This window comes from Moorena sp. SIO3B2, assembly GCF_010692525.1.
Classification (GTDB): Bacteria; Cyanobacteriota; Cyanobacteriia; order Cyanobacteriales; family Coleofasciculaceae; genus Moorena; species Moorena producens.
On the sequence record NZ_JAAHHE010000027.1, the window covers coordinates 16,452 to 36,886 of the forward strand.

At 44.1% G+C, this 20,435-nt stretch carries 16 protein-coding genes; 6 read left to right on the plus strand and 10 right to left on the minus strand.

Annotated features, from left to right (window positions below; all coding sequences use genetic code 11):
• Positions 1-206: 206 nt before the first annotated feature.
• Positions 207-1,001: an RNA methyltransferase gene (locus F6K38_RS09435; protein WP_044493650.1), complete on the minus strand. Its 795-nt coding sequence runs from the start codon at positions 999-1,001 to the stop codon at positions 207-209.
• 284 nt (positions 1,002-1,285) lie between these two features.
• Positions 1,286-2,452 carry a DUF6745 domain-containing protein gene (locus F6K38_RS09440; protein WP_008185782.1) on the minus strand — a complete coding sequence of 389 codons (1,167 nt, stop codon included), beginning with the start codon at positions 2,450-2,452 and terminating at the stop codon, positions 1,286-1,288.
• Positions 2,453-3,007: 555 nt separating this feature from the next.
• Between F6K38_RS09440 and F6K38_RS09445 the strand changes: the two genes are divergently transcribed.
• Positions 3,008-4,654: an ABC transporter substrate-binding protein gene (locus F6K38_RS09445; RefSeq protein WP_008185781.1), complete on the plus strand. Its 1,647-nt coding sequence runs from the start codon at positions 3,008-3,010 to the stop codon at positions 4,652-4,654.
• On the opposite strand, the gene F6K38_RS09450 is transcribed toward F6K38_RS09445, so the two are convergent.
• The 8 genes from F6K38_RS09450 to F6K38_RS09485 form a co-directional block, all read right to left on the minus strand.
• On the minus strand, positions 4,651-4,869 hold the full coding sequence (locus F6K38_RS09450; protein WP_008185779.1) for a hypothetical protein: 219 nt from the start codon (positions 4,867-4,869) through the stop codon (positions 4,651-4,653). The two genes, F6K38_RS09445 and F6K38_RS09450, sit on opposite strands and share 4 nt — an antisense overlap.
• Before the next feature lie 164 nt (positions 4,870-5,033).
• Positions 5,034-6,209 (minus strand): murein transglycosylase A, encoded by a 1,176-nt coding sequence (gene mltA, locus F6K38_RS09455; RefSeq protein ID WP_008185777.1) that lies wholly within the window; start codon positions 6,207-6,209, stop codon positions 5,034-5,036.
• A gap of 54 nt (positions 6,210-6,263) precedes the next feature.
• The gene (locus tag F6K38_RS09460) at positions 6,264-6,515 is read right to left on the minus strand and encodes a hypothetical protein (RefSeq protein WP_008185775.1); all 252 of its coding nucleotides are present in this window, start codon (positions 6,513-6,515) and stop codon (positions 6,264-6,266) included.
• Between the two features lie 158 nt (positions 6,516-6,673).
• Positions 6,674-7,444: a hypothetical protein gene (locus F6K38_RS09465; protein WP_008185773.1), complete on the minus strand. Its 771-nt coding sequence runs from the start codon at positions 7,442-7,444 to the stop codon at positions 6,674-6,676.
• A gap of 60 nt (positions 7,445-7,504) precedes the next feature.
• Positions 7,505-7,882 carry a Mo-dependent nitrogenase C-terminal domain-containing protein gene (locus F6K38_RS09470; RefSeq protein WP_008185771.1) on the minus strand — a complete coding sequence of 126 codons (378 nt, stop codon included), beginning with the start codon at positions 7,880-7,882 and terminating at the stop codon, positions 7,505-7,507.
• A gap of 905 nt (positions 7,883-8,787) precedes the next feature.
• On the minus strand, positions 8,788-10,548 hold the full coding sequence (locus tag F6K38_RS09475; protein ID WP_287356505.1) for a ribonuclease J: 1,761 nt from the start codon (positions 10,546-10,548) through the stop codon (positions 8,788-8,790).
• Positions 10,549-10,898: 350 nt separating this feature from the next.
• Positions 10,899-11,783, minus strand: coding sequence for a 4-hydroxy-tetrahydrodipicolinate synthase (gene dapA / locus F6K38_RS09480; RefSeq protein ID WP_044493598.1), 885 nt, complete (start codon positions 11,781-11,783; stop codon positions 10,899-10,901).
• A gap of 143 nt (positions 11,784-11,926) precedes the next feature.
• Entirely contained in the window at positions 11,927-12,964 is a 1,038-nt protein-coding gene (locus F6K38_RS09485) for an aspartate-semialdehyde dehydrogenase (RefSeq protein WP_044493596.1), read from the minus strand.
• A 916-nt stretch (positions 12,965-13,880) separates the two neighbouring features.
• On the opposite strand from F6K38_RS09485, the gene tig reads away from it, so the two are divergent.
• From tig to F6K38_RS09510, 5 genes are all read left to right on the plus strand, one after another.
• Positions 13,881-15,317, plus strand: a complete 1,437-nt coding sequence (tig, locus tag F6K38_RS09490) for a trigger factor (RefSeq protein ID WP_287313036.1) — start codon at positions 13,881-13,883, stop codon at positions 15,315-15,317.
• A gap of 314 nt (positions 15,318-15,631) precedes the next feature.
• A complete protein-coding gene (clpP, locus tag F6K38_RS09495; protein ID WP_008185759.1) occupies positions 15,632-16,324 on the plus strand; it encodes an ATP-dependent Clp endopeptidase proteolytic subunit ClpP in 693 nt (230 codons plus the stop codon).
• A gap of 13 nt (positions 16,325-16,337) precedes the next feature.
• On the plus strand, positions 16,338-17,684 hold the full coding sequence (clpX, locus tag F6K38_RS09500) for an ATP-dependent protease ATP-binding subunit ClpX (RefSeq protein ID WP_008185758.1): 1,347 nt from the start codon (positions 16,338-16,340) through the stop codon (positions 17,682-17,684).
• Positions 17,685-17,818: 134 nt separating this feature from the next.
• Positions 17,819-18,658 carry an alpha/beta fold hydrolase gene (locus tag F6K38_RS09505; protein WP_044493593.1) on the plus strand — a complete coding sequence of 280 codons (840 nt, stop codon included), beginning with the start codon at positions 17,819-17,821 and terminating at the stop codon, positions 18,656-18,658.
• Between the two features lie 530 nt (positions 18,659-19,188).
• On the plus strand, positions 19,189-20,301 hold the full coding sequence (locus F6K38_RS09510; protein ID WP_287356507.1) for a tetratricopeptide repeat protein: 1,113 nt from the start codon (positions 19,189-19,191) through the stop codon (positions 20,299-20,301).
• Positions 20,302-20,435 lie beyond the last annotated feature (134 nt).

A 20,435-nucleotide genomic window follows, 5' to 3' on the forward strand; every position in this document is an offset into this window, starting at 1 on the left:
AGATACATAAAACCCGAAACAATCTGCTAGTTCTCGGAATTTTCTGAGTATGGTCTAATCATAAGGGAGAGAACTTTAATGAATGTAGCGCTATCAAGGTTCCCTTTCAGTTTTTCTTGAGTCTTCCGATTACAGAGTTTTGATCTAGTATCAACAGTTGAAGCGCCCATCTATCACACCTCCAATAGAACCTATGCAAGCCTATTTTAGGACTGGTTTGGTTTTGATGGATCATCTACCCCAGACTTTGGCAAAAATTGTAGCGCCCATTCTACCTGGCGGACCATTCCTCTGAGCATGTTGATCTCTTCTGTGGTGGGGGTTGCTCGGTTTAATAGACGTCGCAGCTTTTCCATCCGTGCTGCTTTGGTATGGGGGTAAAGATAACCAATTTTCAATAGTAGGGCTTCTAGATGGTTAGAGTAGCGTTCTATCAGGTCCAAAGGAGCAGAATCTTGGTAGGGGGGAGCGGGGGATAAGGGTTGACTTGGGACGGGTGATGGCTGGTGTGTACTTTGATAAAGTTGATATTGATAAAGTTCATAACAGCACACTGTTACGGCTTGGGCTAGGTTTAAGACTGGATAGGTGGAACTAGTGGGAATCCGGACAAACCGCTGAGCATGATTGAGTTCATCATTGCTCAATCCCCTAGATTCAGGCCCAAAAATCAGGGCAGAGGTTACGCCAGCTGACAATAACCAGGGTAAGGCGGTTCTGGGATGTTCGAGAGTAGTGGGGATGGCGCGGCTACGAGCGGTGGTTGCGATCGCTCTTTGACACCCGACTAAGCCATCTGGTATGGTTGCTACGACTTGGGCTTTTTCTAAGATATCTACCCCGTGCACTGCCATCTGCTGTGCGTCTTGGCTGAGATGGTCACACTGAGGATTCACTAGCACGAGCTGCGATAACCCCATATTTTTCATCACTCGTGCTACAGAACCCACATTCAATGGACCAGCGGGTTCTACTAAAACAATCCTGACTCCCATATACATTTTCAAGGTTGAAGGTTGTTCTTGCCCAGGCGTCCCTTGTTGGGTAGGTTGAAGGTCACCCTTCAACCACAAAACAGTTGCACCATTTGTGCAAGTTCAAGACTTACGCCAAACTGGGCAACAAACGCGCTGATGTTGTAGGCTGCGTTATTAAGGCACCCTACAGCTAGAGTCCCTTAGAGTCGTTCCGTAAGTCCTGCTCCCTCTTATCCCTGGTGATGGGAATGGTGCTATGTTTGAAGGCAACTTTGGTATTAACCACTTGATATTAACCTGAGTTGGACTCAAGTCTGGACTAAAAATTCCTCTGGATCAGTATTCCAATTTACCCAGCGAATTGCCTCACGGGCTGATTCTACATGAGGCGGCACTCGCATAATGTGAACAAAGTTGGTGCTAGGACAAGTCATCTTGAGTAGAAAAATTGGCTCGATATCGATATCGTTATTAATTTTTAATAGGGTGTATTCTTCCCAGGAATCTAATCGCTGTGCTTCTAGGTCTTGGCAAATTCGGGCGTAACCAATCCCCTCAATCAGGACTCGCCTAAGTTCAGCGTTGGGTTCTTCTAAAAGCCACCCAGCTTGCCACTGCTTGGGGTTGACTTTACCGTATTTTTCTGGTAATTTCACGCCATGATAAGAGTATAAGCTGAATCCATCGGCAAACTCCATGGCTGGCTGTCCTTCTCTATGAAGGCGGTGTTGAGTGTCAAAGGAGAGCTTGGTTGGGCGATCGCAAACGAAGCAGATGTTTTCAAATGGGAACATCCAACTACAGTGTTTGGCTAGGGATTGGAATATTTGCCATGTGGTTTGATGGTGAGGGCAATTTAAGACGGAAATATAAAAGTCAAACCGACTACTGTAAATACTCCAGTATAAGGGTGACATGAATAGTCTCAATTCAGTCCCAAGTTGTTCAAGTACTTGCAAGCCCAGTCGAATTCGCTGTTGGCTAACTTTTGAGGTATCTAGTTCATATAACAATTGGTTTTGCAATTGCCTGTGTAGTTGGGTTCCCATGGACGTGTCCAAGGGTTGCCACAGTTTCTCTTCAAGTTGACGGCTAATCCGTTTAATGTTAAGCTTTTGCCCGAGTTGGTAGAGTAGCTCTTGTTGGAGTTCTTTGCCGAGTTGGGTGTTGAGATGTTGCCGTAGTTGACTGATTAATTGACTCTCTAGTCGTGGCTGGAGTTTACTCTCTAGTTGGCTGTCAATGTGTTGCTGGAGTTGGTTCAGGATAATTTTAAAAAAACCGTAAGGGCTATCACAAAAAACAATATCTGGTACTGGTTTGCCAATGGCTGTATAGGCAGCGTTTATGGCTAGTGTTGCTTCGTGACGATCAATAACTCCAGTTAAAAAAGATAAGTTGTGCCATTTTTCTTGATAAAATGAAATTAAAGTCTCTTGCTCTGGGGTAAGATGTTTTATGTTGGGTTGCCACATATCGCTATATCTGTGTTTTATATTCCCATTTAATCCCGATTTGACAATAGTGCTGAGTGCTGAGTGCTGAGTGCTGAGTGCTGAGTGTAGTAAGTGGGGAAGTGTTTTCATCCAACGGTAGTTAGCTAGGAGTTATGGGATCTAATTAGTTATTCAGGTTAAGCTGGGTGTTTTTATACTAAAGTAGGTTTTTTTGTAACAATTATTCACAAATTAGGTAAGCTCTCAGGTATTAGGTAAGCTCTTAGGTAATGCGCTACGCGCACGCTACGCGAACAGCTATCAGCTTGTGTTTGACTGCTTAGGATTGAGGATTAAATAATATGGCTATTCGGTACATTTTCTAAAATAATAAGTTAAATTAAATAAACCTACTACGTTATATAGCTTTGATATTTTGATAGTTTATTTTTTAGGCTAAATTAGCATACTAATTACGGAAGAACCCCCCTCTCGATCAATCATCGCTGTATTCTACAACGCTAGATTTTTTGAAATTGGTTATAAGATAGCTACGATAAGAAATTACTCGTCGCTAATCACAATTACCAAAGCATGAACTGGTTTACCCTATCCCGCAAACACTGGTCAACTACCAAATTCCTAGCTTTATTCCTCTGTAGCTGTTTCCTAATTATTAGTTGTGGTGGTTCTCCGAGCAATCAACAGACAGGTTCCTCCATCACCAGTAACAGTAATAGACTCACCATCGGTACTACCCTAAAACCGAGAACCCTCGATCCAGCCGATGCCTACGAACTAGCAGCTAGTAACATCCATTACAGCTTAGGCGATCGCCTTTATACCTACAAGCTGGGTACCTCAGAATTAGTGCCACAACTGGCAACTGCTATGCCTACCATCAGCAAGGATGGCTTAACTTATACCATTCCCCTACGCCAAGGTGTAGTCTTTCATGATAACACCCCATTTAACGCTGAAGCCATGGCATTTTCCTTGCGTCGGTTTATCGAAAATGGTGGCAAGCCCTCTTCTCTACTGGAAGGTTTGGTAGATTCGATTGAACCCTCTGGAGAGTACGAACTGACGATTAAAATCAAAAATCCCTTCGCTGCCTTTCCAGCACTGTTAGCTTTTTCTGGAACCTGTGCTGTTTCCCCCAATGCCTATGAAATTGGTAGTGGTAAATTTGAACCGACCAAATTTGTAGGCACTGGTCCTTATAAGCTAGTCAAGTTTAGTCCTAATGGGATTCGCCTAGATGTGTTTGAAGAATATTGGGGTAAAAAACCCCCCAATCAGGGATTAAACGTTCAAATCCTCACCAATTCGGCTAATTTATTCAATTCCATCAAGACCGGTGCTGTAGACATTGGTTATCAAAGTTTAGATCCCGATCAAATCCTCAGTTTGCAAAAAGGAGCAGCTTCTGGTGGTTGGCAAGTCATAGAATCTCCCAGCAATAATATTAACTACATGGTGCTCAATACTCAGATGGCACCCTTGGATAAACCAGAAGTCAGACAAGCGATCGCTGCGATTGTTAATCGTAAACTGATCAACGACCGGGTGCTAAGAAACCAAGCTGCACCAGCCTTTAGTATCATTCCCACTAGCTTTGATGTCTCCAAGCCCACCTTTAAAGACGCCTACGGTGACGGTAATATTGCCAAAGCCAAAGAACTGCTAGCCAAAGCGGGATTTACTAAAGACAATCCGTTGACATTAGAAATTTGGTATTCCTCAGGTTCAGCAACCCGGCAACAACTTGCGAGTCTTCTGAAAGAATATGCTGCCCAGGAACTTGGGGGAATTGTGGAAATCCAGCCCCAAACTGTGGAGTCAGCGAATTTCTTTGGCAATCTAGGTAAGGGAGTTTATCAGAGTGCTTTAGTCGATTGGTATCCTGACTTTTCTGACCCCGATAACTTTATTCAGCCCTTAGTCAGTTGTACTAAAGGTTCGGAAGGGAAAGGGTGTGAAGCCGGAGCCAGTCGTTCTCAAGGATCCTTTTACTATAGCGATCGCATCAATAAACTGATTCAGCAACAGCGTCAGGAATCAGATCCAGCCGCTCGAAAGCAGATTTTTGCTGAGATCCAAGAACTGTTAGCAAAGGATGTACCCTTAATACCCTTATGGCAACCAAAGGAATATGCTTTTGCCCAGTCAGGGTTAAAGAATGTCCAGTTAGACCCAATTCAACAATTGCCACTGTGGGAGATTGATAAGGGAAATTAGGTTAACGGGCTGCCCCCGTGCTTTAAGCCGGGGGAAAGTTCAACCCCCCAAAGTTCTACTTCTGTTGGATTGACAAAATCTTCATTAACTGGTAAGTTTTGGTTAAAACCAATATTAATAGGAATAAAGCCAAGTACAAAAGAACTGAAAAACATCACAGCAACCACATCAAGCTGACTGAAATAATTTTGGTTTGACCCTTGAAAACGACTCATATTGACCTACCTCGTTTTTTTAGCCTTTCTTCTCAGTTTCAACGGGTAATGTAGGTGATCAGGTGTGTTTTCGAATATAGTTTTATTTATAATTTTATGTATAGTTTTATGTATAGTTTTATAATTAAAGTTTATAGGTAAAGCTTGACGCCTATTTTGAGGTCTTAATTTTTCAGCAACAAATAGTATAACTCTCCCGTATCATTAATCAGCCCTGCCCGATTACCTGCTAATTTACCAGTACCCATAAATATATCCACTCGACCCGGCCCTTTAATCGCACTACCAGTATCCTGATCCAACACATAGCGACTGACTAGCCTAGATTCCAACTGACCTACAGCATTGGGATAAGGGATACTAGTCTGGATAAGGGCCAAGGCTCCTGGAGGCATGATAGATTTATCGGTAGCAATCGAGCGCTCAGCCATTACTGGCAAACCAAGACTACCGGTAGCAGGTGCCCCCCTGGTTTCCCGAAAGAACACAAAACTTTTATTGCGGGGTAAATATTGACTCAGTTCCGTCGGTGAAGTGCGGAAATAATCGATCACCGCAGGCAGGGTTAGCCCTTCTAGCTCCATCTTGCCATCGTTAACCAGTTGTCCCCCGATACTAGTGTAGGGATGACTCGTCTTACCGGCATAGCCCACGCTCATCAAGGTGCCATCCGGCATTCTAACTCGCGCTGAACCCTGAACGTGAACCAAAAACGCCTCTAAGCGATCGCGTAACCAAACTAGTTCTTTCCCTCGTAGTGGGCTATTTTTCCCTAAACCATCCCATCCTTCCAATGCCGCACGGGTTGGGTGAGGTTTTTGCCAACGTTGGAAATCAGAAGGTAGTCGGTAAAGGGGATAGCGATACTCAGCACTAGGTGTGCGACTCCCAGCATACACTGGCTCAAAATAACCCGTGAACCCAACAGTTCCCTGATTGTCCTTCCCCAAACTCTTGTAAAAGACAAACTCTTGTTGGATGGCTGCTTGCAGCGCTTTAGGAGTAGGGGACTTGATCAGGAGTTGGCGGAAACGGACTAGAGAACGGCGGACGCGATCGCGAGTTACTCCTGGTACGGAATAGTTTTGGTAAGCCTTAGCCGCACTAGGGGTTTTCAGATAACGCAAGCTATTGTCTATCGCCCTCAACATGGCTCGCCAGTCCCCTGACTTACCACCAGGACGCTTCCAAAGCTGTTCATCTAAACCCAATGGATCCTGATTGAACTGAACAGTCTCTAGTTGAACCGCTTGCAGCGGAACACTAGCAACTGCAGCACCACTAATCGGTAGGATGGCTATTCCTATGGTCAGGGAAATCCTAGTTAGAGTTTTTCTCATACTTGCCAAGAATTCAATCACCAGCTATTGCCGAGTCAAAGCAGTCAAGCTGCATTAAAAACGTTCGACGCTACCAGAGAAAATAGGTTCCACCCGGATAGCAGCGATCCGAGCAGGACGTACTACCATGTACTCCCCTTGAACATTTTTAATGGGTACGCTAATGAAGTCTTCAGAGTTAGATTTTGGGATAAGTTCGCCACTATACCACTTTTGAAACTCTTTAATTGTGGCAAACCGTACTTCTTCCCGGTGACCACTTGACAAAAGAATGTGAACAGCGTACTCGTCTGGGGTTCTTGGCATCGAAAATTCTCCTTAATCCATCCCAACTATTATCAGCGACCTTGAAGGGGAAGGCAAAAAGTCATTGCTCCAAGTTCAAAGGGATTCCCAATACACCAAATCCCCTTACACCTCCTTTGTCCTTTATCCACCAGTCTTGCTTGAGATTTACAGATTACTTAGATTGATAAATTAAACCGTTTCAGCAAATTTTCCATCACCGTTGGCAACATTTGGCGCAGTTCCTGTGGACTTTGGTAGATCAGCTGCTGGTAGCTAGGCAGATCAAAAGGAAACTGTCCTGGTAAATCTGGTCGCTCCATTTTCACCAGCAAAATCTGTTCCGTCGGCTTAGCCGTTAAAGCATAGCCGATTTCCACACAAACATAGGGACTAGGGATCAGTAACGGTTTGTTTTCCGTTGCTAGACCAGCCACCGGGGTTCCATCAGCAATGAATACCAGACTTTTGCGGATTTTGCGCATCTGGGTACTCCCCAGGCGCATTGGTTGACCAATGGGGCGTCGGGATTCTTCTAGGGTTAGGGGTAAACGCGATCGCTGATTAAAGGTGTCTAGGGTATCTGACAGGGTGCTACGCAAAGCCTCACTAGAGGCACTGTATTCAGTCTGGTAACTCACAAAGATTATTGGCGACAGTTGTGCCATTACCTCTCGCTTCGTGAAGTAAATCTCGTGAGAAATCAAGTCAATATTGGAAATGGCATAGCCCCCACTACCTTCTATGTAGAACTCCACCGTTTCCCCTGCTAGGTAGCGCTTAAACCATTCAGAGTTTTTCACATCCTGGCTATCATCCAAAAAATCTGCTCTTAAGCCTGACTTAAGCAAACTATTTTTGCTCAAACGCAGGTCATGGTGGCGTTTCTCCAATTCTTTGATGGGTTCGTATTTCTGGAGATACCAGGCTTTTAGGGCAATAATGGCCATGATGTTTTCTAATAGGCACGGTTTCCCGACGCCCGCAGCTAAAATTCTCGTTTCGGAATTTTAGCAGTAACAGGTGATATCTTCACCACATTCATCCGCCAGATAAGACAGTGCTCGGAAGCGCAGGGCTACCACTTCATCATAGACAGGATTGAGTTTACACAATGGTGGAATCCGAAGTAGAGTGCGATTGAACAGTTTAATCTGCCGTTCAAAAGGACACTGGGCTGGAATTAGTCGGCAGAGACGGTGGGCTAATTTGGGGTTATCAACCTCAATTTGGTTCAGCCACTGCCGTAATGACTCCAGCAGATCAAAAGTCTTCCTGGTCTTGCCGGGTAAGGCAGGAATTGTAACCTTGGAGGAATCTGTTCCTGGGTTAATCCAAACCCGGCTTGTAATGATTAGCTTACTTATTGTATAATCAGATACACTCATGTCTTTTACCTGTGATACTACTAGTAGGCGGTAATCCAGTCGCCTGTAATATAACTACACAAGATATCTTTCTCATACCGGATTGACAGAGGATCATTTTTATGCATATCTTGCCAGAGCAAGATAACACCCCCCCCTCTGCCTGAGGAGAGCCGATATTGGTGGTTATTACAGGCATACCGCCTTTTTTTTGTCCTTACCCTATCACTATTGGAATAGGGTCTCTTCGCCGCTGGAAATCAGCAGCTGATCTTAAAATCGAATTAAATATATATAGTCAATCGACACAAACATGGCTAGGTCAGGAAAAATCCTGGAAAAATCCTATAGATAGCAGTTAGTGTAAACCAGGTAAGCTAATACCCATTTACGCTACTCAATTGCAGCCATTGGTGCGCGATAGTTCCGAGGGACATAAACTGAGCTTTTGGTTTAGTAATCCAGCCTCAGCTCCTTCGCTACAGGGGCATCAGAGTTGATAACTGGCAAGCGCAGCTTTTCCAGTAGCGCGCTTAAAGCATAGTTGACTGTTAAGGGTTAAGGATCAACTGCCAACAAGCTGTGATCAATTCCAATAGATCAGTTTAGTGTGTACCAGCTTATCTGTGAAACTAGCTTATCTGTGTAATTAACTGCATCTACTGATATGCTGCCAAGATCCGTAATGACCAAGCTTGGTCAGTCTTACGGAACTTTGGCAATTTGGCAATAGGGATTGAGTAATCACACTGATTAGAATAACTCATCACACTGATTAGAATAACTCATCAGTGAATCTAATGTCATAAAAAAAAAGACTGACTTCAACATTGAGTTGTTTCCTGAGTGTTTAAGTCAGTCTTTTTGGGAATTAAGAACGAAAATAAGGCAAAAAGGACGCCAAGGGCGAACCTTCACCCTTCTGCTTATGATGCCACCTTGGCAGTAGAGCGCCGACGTCGTGTACCTGTGACCTTAACTGGTGGTTCCTCTGGGGTTTGCAGCAAGAACACCAACAGCGGACGACTTCTGAGTTCCCGGCGAGCTAAACGCTGGAGGTCAGCTTGAATTTGCTTTTGCAAGCCTTCCCAATCAATTTCCGTCGGTTTCCCTGTCAAGGATTTATCAAAATCTGACCAGCGATCGCTTAATGTCCGTTCAATTCTTTTGATCACCAACTGTTGCAGGAGGGATGTTTCTAACGGTGAGACCACACCCCGCAGATGAATTTCTGGCTTGGCAAGGAGTTTGCCATCCCAACTGATTGCTGCAGCTACAGTCACTACTCCATCTCCAGCCAACTGCTGACGTTCTTTCATAACATTGTCATGAACAATACCAGTGCGGTCTACCAGTTCAATACCTGAGGGGACATTACCTGTAATACTAATGCTGTCCTCAGATAACTCCACTACATCCCCATTGTCGGTAATCACAGTATTTTCCACAGGGATACCCATACTATGAGCCATCAAGGCATGTTTAACTAGCATCCGATGTTCACCATGCACCGGCATAAAGAATTTTGGTCGTGTTAGAGCCAACATCAGTTTATGGTCTTCCTGAGCACCGTGACCAGAAACATGAATGCCATGCTTACGACCATACACTACATTGGCTCCCAGCTTCATTAACCGATCAATGGTATTCACCACCGCAATCGTATTACCAGGAATGGGGTTGGCAGAGAAGACAACTGTGTCCCCTGCTTGGATTTGAATTTCCCGGTGTTCCCCTTTAGAAATCCGAGTCATTGCGGCTAGCGGTTCCCCTTGAGAACCCGTTGTCAGAATCAGGATTTTTTCTGGCGCTATATTTTTAATTGCTTTTAACGGCTCAAACAAGTTATCTGGGCATTTAATGTAACCCAGGCTACGAGCGTGGGCAATCATATTCAGCATGGAACGACCCACAATTGCCACCTTCCGGTTTTGTTTTTGGGCGATATCCAGGACTATACTTATCCGGTGAACTGAGGAGGCAAAGGTAGTCACTAGGACTCGTCCTGGTGCTTGGGCAATGGCCCGTTCTAGATTCGGATAAACCGAACGTTCAGATGGAGTATGTCCGGGAACTTCGGCGTTAGTCGAGTCACTCATCAAGCACAAGACCCCTTTTTCCCCATGTTCCGCTAGTGTTTGGAAATCGAAGAATTCTCCATCGACAGGGGTATGGTCAACTTTGAAATCACCTGTATGGATAATCACACCCACTGGCGTATGAATGGCAATGGTAAAGCTATCAGCAATTGAGTGAGTGTTGCGAATAAATTCTACAAGGAATGAAGAACCGATATGTACCGTTTCACGGGGCATTACAGGTTTCAATTCCGTGTGATCAGCTACACCAGCTTCTTCTAGCTTGCCTTGAAGTAATGCCATGGCTAAGCGGGGTCCATAAATCACGGGAATATCAAACTGCTTTAAATGATAGGGAATGCCACCAATATGGTCTTCATGACCGTGAGTGACAATCATGCCCTTGATTTTGTGACGATTTTCCCGTAAATAGGTCATATCGGGGAGGACGATATTAATTCCATGCATCTCATCATTAGGAAAGCCAATCCCAGCATCTAAGAGCAGGATTTCGTCATTGAATTCAAAAACACAAGTGTTCTTGCCAATTTCATGGAGTCCGCCTAGGGGAATAATTTTTAAAGCTGGTTTAGATGTTTGCTTAGTCATTTTAATCCTCGGGGGGTTTTTGATAGTAAAAATTTGATAAAAGTGATACCAATTACCTTTTTAATATAGATATCAATTACACATATAAAGCAATGATGTATAGCTTTTTATGCTAAAATCATTATTAGCAAATAAACGTGAAAATAATAGGAAATAAAATAATATAAAATAAAAAAATAGTAAAAAATTAGGGATAAAGGAAGCCAAAATTCAATCAACCCTTTATAGCTAACTAATCTCCCTCGCAATCCCTAACATAGTCTTCGCTAAGCAGTCATTCATCTTTCCTCCCTTACAAAGCGAAGATAGATCTGATCAAAGGTAATTGTTACCAAAAAATGAGTACTGATTTAAATTAAATCCAGCTCAATTAGAACCTCCTTTAAACGGGATTTTAATTCAGAGGGTAGTTCGCACAGGGGTGAGCGAAAACTACCCACCTGCCAACCTTGAAGTTCTAGTGCTGTTTTGATCGGGATAGGATTGGTAGTACAAAAGAGTACTTTAAATAAGGGAAAAAGCTTGAGGTGAATTTGAGTAGCCTCGGTAGTTTTACCCTCCTCAAAAGCTTGAATCATCTGTTGGATTTGGGAGCCAACCAGATGACTGGCTACACTAACTACACCTGCTCCTCCTAGTGCCAGGGTGGCTAGGGTAAAGGAGTCATCGCCAGAATAGATGGCAAAATCTGGTGGGGTTAAACGCCTAATTTGACTAGTCTGTTCAAAGTCGCTACTAGCCTCTTTGAGAGCTACGATATTAGGAATTTGGGCTAAACGAGCAATCGTCTCCGGTTGGAGATTTTGTCCTGTGCGACCCGGTACATTGTAGAGCATCAGGGGAAAGTCAGGACTCGATTTTGCGATCGCTTGGAAATGTTGGTATAGTCCTGACTGTGGCGGTTTATTGTAATACGGTACAACTTGTAATGATCCATCTAACCCTAGTTTAGCAGCTTTTTCAGTAGCAGCGATCGCTTCTTCTGTAGAATTTGAACCCGTTCCAACAATTACCTTGGCTTTACCTGCAACTGCTTTTTGGACTACTTGGAATAGCTGGTACTCTTCATCCCAGGTAAGGGTAGGAGATTCCCCAGTCGTACCACATACGACCAAAGTATCTGTCCCATTGTCAACCAAATGAGCTGCTAAGTGCTCTGCCACAGCATAATTGACGCTGCTATCTTCCCTAAACGGCGTAATCATCGCCGTTAGCACACGTCCAAAATTGACCACCCTTTTCTAACTCCTCATTAATTATTGGTCATTGGTCATTGGTCATTATTCATTAGTCATTATTCATTAGTCATTGGTGTAGCTTCTGTGCCAGAATACTTTTTGCGAGCGACAAAGGACTTTTGACAAAACCCGACAAAGGACTAAGAACTAGGGACTAAGGACTTTAGCCAATTTTTGGCTACCAATAACTCAGCAATTTGCACTGCATTCAAGGCAGCACCCTTACGAATCTGGTCTCCACTCAACCAAATTTCTAGACCACAAGGGTGAGAAAGGTCTTGTCGAATCCTACCCACTAGTACTTCGTCATTACCGGACGCATCAATAGGCATAGGGAAGTAGTTCGCCTGCCAATCTTCTACTAGTTTTACTCCAGGGGCAGTGGCTAATATTTCTCTTGCCTGAGCCACTGGCATGGGTTGGTCGAATTCTAAGTTAACTGCTTCTGAGTGAGCACGCAGTACGGGAACCCGTACACAGGTAGCACTAATTTTTAACTGTGGAGCATTAAATATTTTGCGGGTTTCATTGACCATCTTCATTTCTTCCTGACAGTACCCCTGCTCATTTAAAGGGGAGTTGTGGGGGAACAAGTTAAATGCCAGGGGATAAGGAAAGCTTTCTGTTGGTGGCGTTCCTCCTTCCAAAATTGCCTGAGTCTGTAATTTTAATTCTTCCATTGCTTTCATTCCAGCACCACTAGCGGATTGATAAGTAGCTACCACTATGCGTTTTACTGGCTGTACCTGATGTAATGGCCATACTGCCATACCCATTAAAATCGTAGTGCAATTGGGATTCGCAATAATTCCTTGATGATTTGCTGCTGCCTCTGGATTGATTTCCGGAATCACTAGAGGCACTTGTGGATCCATCCGAAAGGCACTGGAGTTATCAATGACCACTGCACCACTTTTTACAGCAATAGCCGCCCAAGCTTTCGACGTTGCCCCCCCAGCTGATGCTAAGACCAAATCTACCTTATCAAAAGAGTGCTCTCCCACCGCTTCCACTGGTAACTTTTCTCCCTGAAAGGGGATGACACGACCAGCAGAGCGGGGTGAGGCTAACAGCTTAAGGTCAGCCAGTGGGAAGTTTCGGCTTTGCAAGAGTAACCGTAATTCTTCACCTACGGCACCCGTTGCGCCTAAGATGGCAACGCGAACTTGACTAGACAAATGACTTTCCTCCACTCATTCAATTCAACATAGTAAATATTTTGATAATTTCATCAGTGCATTCTTTAAGAGTATCTAAATTTTTTTTCCCTTACTAGGTATTTAACCTCTGATAACGGTTCGCTATAGCAGGGTAAGCGCAATAAAAATTGATCCAAAATGTGATATGGCCCAAGGGTTATGACCATAATAAGCCTTGATTCTCAGTACTATTGCACTTTTGTCTCAATATTGTTGATAATAATGCCTCCTTATTGATTCTTGGCCTTACCCTGTTCCCTATCTTCCCTTGGCGTCTTAATAAAATGCCTGGAATTACCACATAAATAATAAACTTATCAATTAGCGCGAGTGTAATCGCTCACACTGCCCTATTTAGCCCGGGCCAGAGTCATCGACTGGCGTGTTAGGTACACTTAAAAAGCTCTGATCGACTAAGAGCTGGCTTAAAGGCTGTAGTAACCACCTATAGATAGTTCTGTCTACTGCCGTAAAGGAACTGGTAGATGTGCTTCACGCTTTACTGGTTGTTAGGATCAGCATACCATAATTGCTTTGGATTCTCCCGTCTAGTTCAATCCGAAGTAGAGGTTGTCCATCTGTATCGATACTCGATAACGGTTAATGTTCACCTCTACTCCTTTGGAGATCGGCGTTTTGACTCAAACCCCTTGAGAAATTCGTGGCTAGCGACTTTGTTGCCAAACCCCCTGATGGCGCGTCGGCTAGGGCAACTAGTGCATGTGGATAAATACCTTGGCTGAAACAATGTAAATCTTTTTGGTGAATTTTGTTGGTCGAAGCAGGCAACACCTAAAGTAATATAGGAGTCCCCAGGTCGAATCTTTGATTCAGCCTGGTTGATTATCCACTGTCCCGACTCATTAAACAATTAACTCTTCACACCCAAGCGTCAATGAAAGTAACTCAGGAAAAACTTCCCGCTAGCCAGGTTGGTCTGAAAATTGAAATTCCGGCTGAAACGACCAAACAAGCCTATGAAAAGGTTTTACAGAACCTTTCCCGCACCGTCAAAATTCCTGGGTTTCGCCAAGGTAAGGTACCCCGTCAGGTTTTGCTACAACGTCTTGGTGCCCAACAGGTAAAAGCTGCTGCCATCGAAGAGTTGCTAGACAGTAGTCTAAAGCAGGCGATTGAGCAAGCCCAAATTGAGGCACTAGGGAACTATAATTTAACCTCTACCTTAGAAGATTTGCTCAGCCAGTTCAAACCAGGGGAACCCCTAACCTTCACCGCATCGGTCGATGTGCCACCATTGGTTAATTTAGGGGAATACAATGGCTTAAGTGTGACAGCTGAGGAAACTAAGGTTGAACCGGATGCCGTCGAGAATTTTCTCGAAGAACGGCGTGTTGAGCAGGCTACCCTAGTACCAGTGGAATCACGCCCAGCTCAGATGGGAGATGTGGTCGTGGTGGATTATGTCGGTCGATTTACTGGTGATAGCGAAGAGGATGAAGGCTCAGTAATACCTAACGGTGAGGCTAAGGATTTTGAAATTGAACTTGGGGAAGGCAAGTTCCTAGAGGACATTCTTCAAGGCATCGTTGGTATGAATCCTGATCAGAATAAAGAAGTACCAGTAACGTTTCCTGAAGATTACCCCCTAGAAGATTTAGCTGGCAAGTCGTCGGTCTTTAGCATCACCCTAAAAGAAATCAAGGAAAAAGAGCTGCCAGAGTTAGATGACGACTTCGCTCAAGAAGTTAGTGATAAAGAAACCTTGGCAGAGTTACGGGAATATTTACAGCAGGAGTTTCAGGAAAAAGCTGATCAAGAAACGCAAGCCAGCAAGGAGGAGGCTTTAATCAACGCTCTCCTGGAAAAGGTTGAAGTTGACTTGCCTGAAACGCTAATTGACCAGGAACTCCAAACAATTTTGACCCAAACAGCGATCCAGATGCAACAGTTGGGAATGGATGTCAAAAGGCTGTTTACCGAAGAGAATCTACCACAGCTGCGAGAAAGATCACGTCCTGATGCCATCCAAAGCCTCCGACAATCCCTAGCCCTTAAGGAAATAGCTACACGTGAATCCCTAACCGTTGAAGAGTCGGAAATAGAAGCGAAAAGTAAAGAATTGATGAAGGAGTTGGCTGGTCAAGAGGTAGATCCGGATCGGCTGAGGGAATTCGTCGAGTCCGATTTGCTCAAACTCAAAGCCATTAAATGGTTAGAAGATCACGGTACTATAGAGCTGGTTCCCAAAGGAACCATCACCGAAGAAGAAGAAACTGAAGCAGAAGACACGGCCGTTACAGTAACCGAACTAGAAACAACCGATGCGGCTTCCCAGACCATTGAAGTACCAGCTGAACCAGTTTCTGAGTAAATCCTAGAGTTGGCCTTGTTGGTGATTTGCCCAGGGGAAGTGGTAGTGAGTGGCTAAGCTGTTGCGGATTTAACTTTCATAATTCTGAGGCTGAAACCCAAGGCTCAGCTTAGATTGCTTAGAATAAACACACCTTAGCTCAACAGCTTAGGCTTGTAGATAAGCCTCAACTCTCTAACCGTAAACTCTTGCACCAACAAGCAAACAGTTAAGGCATAATAGTTTCTATAGAGACTTTGACTTTATGCCTATTCGTGCCCTTGTTAGATAGCACCTTTATTAATAAATCGAGAGGTCTTGACGAGTTGTATCCTATGCTGCAATCTGTGTCCCCTCATTCCTCAATCACCAGCTTAAGTTCTCTAGACCAATACCAAATCACCTCCAGTAGTACTGTTGTACCAATGGTGGTAGAGCAGTCTGGAATGGGAGAACGAGCATTTGACATTTATTCGCGGCTGCTGCGAGAACGCATTGTCTTTTTGGGAACCCAGGTCGATGATGTGGTAGCTGACTCAATTGTTGCCCAGCTGTTATACCTAGAAGCTGAAGACGAGGAAAAGGATATCCAATTGTATATCAACTCCCCAGGTGGCTCGGTAACTGCAGGGATGGCAATATATGATACGATGCAGCAAGTGCGCCCTGATGTGGTTACCATCTGCTATGGCTTAGCTGCTAGTATGGGCGCATTTCTCCTAGCAGGGGGAGCTGCTGGTAAACGGATGGCATTGCCCAATTCTCGGATTATGATTCACCAGCCCCTAGGCGGTGCTCAGGGACAAGCGGTGGATATAGAAATCCAAGCTAGGGAAATTCTATACCACAAGCAAACCCTTAACCAATTACTGGCTAATCACACCGGTCAACCGGTGGAGCAAATTGCCGAAGATACCGAACGCGACTTTTTCATGTCAGCGGCGGAAGCTAAAGACTATGGTTTAATTGACCAGGTGATCTCCCGGCAGAATCTTCCTAACCAGGAAGCAGCTGTCGCTTCTATCTAGAAAGAGGCTTCTTATGTCTAAATACGACTCCCATCTAAAATGTTCCTTCTGCGGTAAGTCTCAAGAGCAAGTACGCAAATTAATTGCTGGCCCCGGAGTCTATATTTGTGATGAGTGTGTTGATTTATGTAATGAAATTTTAGATGAGGAGTTACTTGATTCCGGTGCGCCTGCTCCCCAGCCTGCTCCTCGACCAGAACCTGCCAAGAAACGTCGTCCCCGTGCCAACCGCATTTCCATGAATCAGATTCCCAAACCCAGGGAAATTAAACGGTATCTAGATGACCATGTGATTGGTCAGGAGGAAGCCAAAAAAGTTCTGTCAGTTGCTGTGTACAACCACTACAAGCGCCTAAGCTTGCTCCAATCTAAAGCTCAGGGTCAGGGTCAGGGAATAATCGATGATGGCATAGAGCTACAAAAGTCCAACATTCTTCTAATTGGTCCTACTGGTTGTGGTAAAACATTACTCGCCCAAACCTTAGCCAAAATATTAGATGTGCCTTTTGCTGTGGCAGATGCCACAACCCTGACAGAAGCTGGTTATGTTGGCGAAGATGTAGAAAACATCTTACTGCGACTATTGCAAGTGGCAGATCTGGATGTGGAGGAAGCCCAGCGAGGGATTATCTATATCGATGAAATCGATAAGGTAGCCCGCAAGAGTGAAAATCCCTCCATTACCAGGGATGTTTCTGGGGAAGGAGTCCAGCAAGCATTACTGAAAATGCTAGAAGGAACAATTGCTAATGTCCCGCCTCAAGGTGGACGCAAACATCCTTATCAAGACTGCATTCAGATTGACACCAGCAATATTCTGTTTATTTGCGGTGGTGCGTTTGTTGGTTTGGATAAGGTGGTTGAGCAACGCCTAGGCAAGCGTTCCATGGGATTTATTCAGCCTGGAGAGAATCAGTCGAAGGAAAAGCGCACAGCAGATATTCTGCGACACTTGCAGCCAGATGACTTGGTGAAATTCGGCATGATTCCTGAGTTCATTGGTCGCATACCAATGGTAGCGGTCATTGAACCCCTGGATGAGGAAGCCCTGATGGCAATTTTGACAGAACCCAAGAATGCACTGGTCAAACAGTATATGAAGCTGTTGAAGATGGACAATGTTAACTTGGAGTTTATGCCAGATGCAATTCGAGCGCTGGCCCAGGAAGCTTACCGTCGTAAAACTGGTGCTAGGGCGTTAAGGGGCATTGTGGAAGAATTGATGCTGGAAGTGATGTACGAGTTGCCTTCTCGTAAGGATGTCACTCGCTGTACAATCACTAGGGAAATGGTAGAGAAGCGCTCCACTGCTGAACTATTGGTTCATCCTTCTTCATTGCCAAAGCCAGAATCAGCATAGTAGTAGCATAGTAGTAATTTTTCATTTGTCATTGGTCAAAATAAAATTTATTGCTTGTTAATTGTTGATTGTTAATTGTTTATTATTAATTTTTGATTGTTGATTTTCAATTAACAAAGGACAAAGGTCGAAAAATGCCTTACATTCAAATTCGGGGTGTAGAACACTACTATGAATGGGTAAAGAAGTCAACAGCTTGTGGAAATAAACCTGTGATGGTATTTATCCATGGCTGGTGTGGTTCGTCTCGCTACTGGGAAAGTACCGCTAAAGCTCTATCCAATACCTTTGACTGCCTCCTATATGACCTAAAGGGGTTTGGTAGGTCAAAATTACCCCAACAGGGGACAAACTTGACCTATGAGATGGAGGACTATGCTGAAGATTTAGCGGTGTTGTTAGATACCCTGGGAGTTAGTCGTATCTATATCAATGCCCACTCCCTAGGCGCATCTGCTGCTACCATGTTTCTCAATCGTTATCCTGAGCGGGTTGAGCAGGCAATTTTGAATAATAGCGGTGTTTTTGATTATGACGAGAAATCCTTCACCGCTTTTCACAAAGTTGGTGAGTTAGTAGTAAAGTTCCGCCCCGGTTGGTTGTTAAATATTCCCTTGGCCAGTACACTGTTCATGATGCGATTTTTGCACCATCCCCTACCTAGGGCAGTGAGCCGGGATTTTTTGGCAGATTACCTAATGGCAGATCATGAGGCAGCTTTGGGAACAATGCTGACTGCGGTTAGTAAGTATGCGGCGGAGGTAATGCCTAATAAGTTTGCTCAGTTAAAGGTGCCAACCCTGCTAGTTTCTGGTGAATACGACAAAATTATTCCTTCAGCACTAGGACGTAGAGCATCACAATTAAGTCAAAAAGTCAAGTATGTTGAAATTCCTGATACAGCTCACTTTCCGATGTTGGAGGCTCCAGGGATTTATCTAGAGCAGGTGCGGGAGTTTATTTGTGTTAGCTGAGGCTTGAGTTTATTTGTGTTAGCTGAGGCTTAAAGAAATTACTACTCTTCGGGGGAAATAAGTGGTTATTGCTCAGAAAACTGAACACCAGAGGAATAGCTTAAAAAATCAGGAAACCCCCAAGCTGTAAAAGCTGGGGGCGGTGATCAGGGTGCATCTACTACTTCCTTATTCGAGTAGGTATGACGCTTCTCCGGACAGATTTTGAGAGTGAGTTCGCTTCAAGAAGCGCATCCTCGGCAACTTGTTGAGGGGGACATTGGGAAAGAAGGTAGTATGTATGACGGCAACTAGGTCTTTCCAGATTAGTGTGCACAGGCTACTGATGTTAATTTTTATAAATAGCTCAATAATTTCCTTAACTTACTGAAAAATATATTTAGGAATATACAGCAAGTTGTGAGTAATCTTATCTCTGGTAACCGAGGTAAAACAGAGACATAACTGCTGAAAATGAGCAAGGGAGATGGGCTACTCAAGTTTCTTTGGCTCCATCATCCCCCCCATCTACATCAGGGAGCAATATTACTATGGCACATCTGGTTCAGAATCTAGTTGAAACGGAAGTCGAGCAACACCAAAACAAGAGTGCAGGAGATGACCCTGTCCAGCCTCAACCTCGTAAGTATCGCCAAAGTCAGTTACAAAATATACTCAAAACACTGCAAAACACCTTAGCAATTTGTCAAACTAAGGAAGATTTGGCTGGTCAAGTGGATACTCTCAAACGCATTGGGTTAGTTCATTGCCGTTTGGGAGAGTATGCCTGGGGAATCAAGTGTCTCAAGCAAAGTTTACAAATGGCCAATGATATTGGTTCGCCCAAGAGTTTAGGCGTCATTCTTCATCATCTCGGAATGGCTTATTGCCAGACTAACCAGGATGATAAGGCATTTAAGGTTTATCTAAAAGCATTGAGGATTTTCCAAAAAACTCAAGATCATTCAGAAATTGCTAAAATCCTTAATCACCTAGGGGAAATTCACAATAGCTGGCATCAACCAGTACTGGCTCTGAGATGCTTTCGCCAAGCGATGAAGATTTTTCAAAACTCGGGCAATTCAGTTGAGGGCGAAGGCAGAGCACTGGAAAATATAGGGGAAGCTTATACCCAGCTTGGAAGATACCGTCAAGCTCTAGCTGTCTTGGAGCAAGCCCTAAGCATTCACGAAAAAAAAACATCCTCTGGTTACTCTAGTCGGAAGTTAACTACTCTTGAGAGGATTGGCACAGTTTACTTCCGACTAGGTGAGGAACTACGGGCATTGGATTTCTATCATCAAGCTTTGGAGATTGGTCAGGAACTGAGTAAATCACTTCATCGTAACACCAGAAGCTTGGATTATATCGGAGCGGTTCACTACCACTTGGGAAATTACCCCCATGCCTTAGCGTATCACTTACAAGCCTTAAGACTTTGGCAAGAAATCGCCCATCCTGGGGAGGGGGAGAGCTTGTTCCATGAAAAGGCTGAATTCTCTCAACTCAGGACAGTTTATAACTGTCTGGGTATATCTGAGCAAGGGGTGCAGTGCAGCCAACAAGTACAGAAGATGATTATTAACTGTGGTTACCGAGTTAGTGAAGAAGAGATTAGCCAGTATCTTAGTCACGGTGGAAGGTTAAACCATAACGTAGAATGATTAATGCATGGTAGCCTAAAGACTCGTTACAATTAAAATCTAAACCCCCGATAATTCCCATTTCACGCAAATTAGATAATTATCGATAAACAACAAAACTGTGAACTGGCAGAGCTGATTCAGCTATAAGCTGT

Coding starts and splice junctions, on each gene's coding strand:
- F6K38_RS09465 (WP_008185773.1), bottom strand. CDS start 7,444: ATGGCCATTATTGCCCTAAAAGCCTGGTATCTCCAGAAATACGAACCC.
- clpP (WP_008185759.1), top strand. CDS start 15,632: ATGCTGCAATCTGTGTCCCCTCATTCCTCAATCACCAGCTTAAGTTCT.
- mltA (WP_008185777.1), bottom strand. CDS start 6,209: ATGAGAAAAACTCTAACTAGGATTTCCCTGACCATAGGAATAGCCATC.
- clpX (WP_008185758.1), top strand. CDS start 16,338: ATGTCTAAATACGACTCCCATCTAAAATGTTCCTTCTGCGGTAAGTCT.
- F6K38_RS09435 (WP_044493650.1), bottom strand. CDS start 1,001: ATGTATATGGGAGTCAGGATTGTTTTAGTAGAACCCGCTGGTCCATTG.
- F6K38_RS09460 (WP_008185775.1), bottom strand. CDS start 6,515: ATGCCAAGAACCCCAGACGAGTACGCTGTTCACATTCTTTTGTCAAGT.
- F6K38_RS09510 (WP_287356507.1), top strand. CDS start 19,189: ATGGCACATCTGGTTCAGAATCTAGTTGAAACGGAAGTCGAGCAACAC.
- tig (WP_287313036.1), top strand. CDS start 13,881: ATGAAAGTAACTCAGGAAAAACTTCCCGCTAGCCAGGTTGGTCTGAAA.
- F6K38_RS09440 (WP_008185782.1), bottom strand. CDS start 2,452: ATGTGGCAACCCAACATAAAACATCTTACCCCAGAGCAAGAGACTTTA.
- F6K38_RS09470 (WP_008185771.1), bottom strand. CDS start 7,882: ATGAGTGTATCTGATTATACAATAAGTAAGCTAATCATTACAAGCCGG.
- F6K38_RS09450 (WP_008185779.1), bottom strand. CDS start 4,869: ATGAGTCGTTTTCAAGGGTCAAACCAAAATTATTTCAGTCAGCTTGAT.
- F6K38_RS09445 (WP_008185781.1), top strand. CDS start 3,008: ATGAACTGGTTTACCCTATCCCGCAAACACTGGTCAACTACCAAATTC.
- F6K38_RS09505 (WP_044493593.1), top strand. CDS start 17,819: ATGCCTTACATTCAAATTCGGGGTGTAGAACACTACTATGAATGGGTA.
- F6K38_RS09475 (WP_287356505.1), bottom strand. CDS start 10,548: ATGACTAAGCAAACATCTAAACCAGCTTTAAAAATTATTCCCCTAGGC.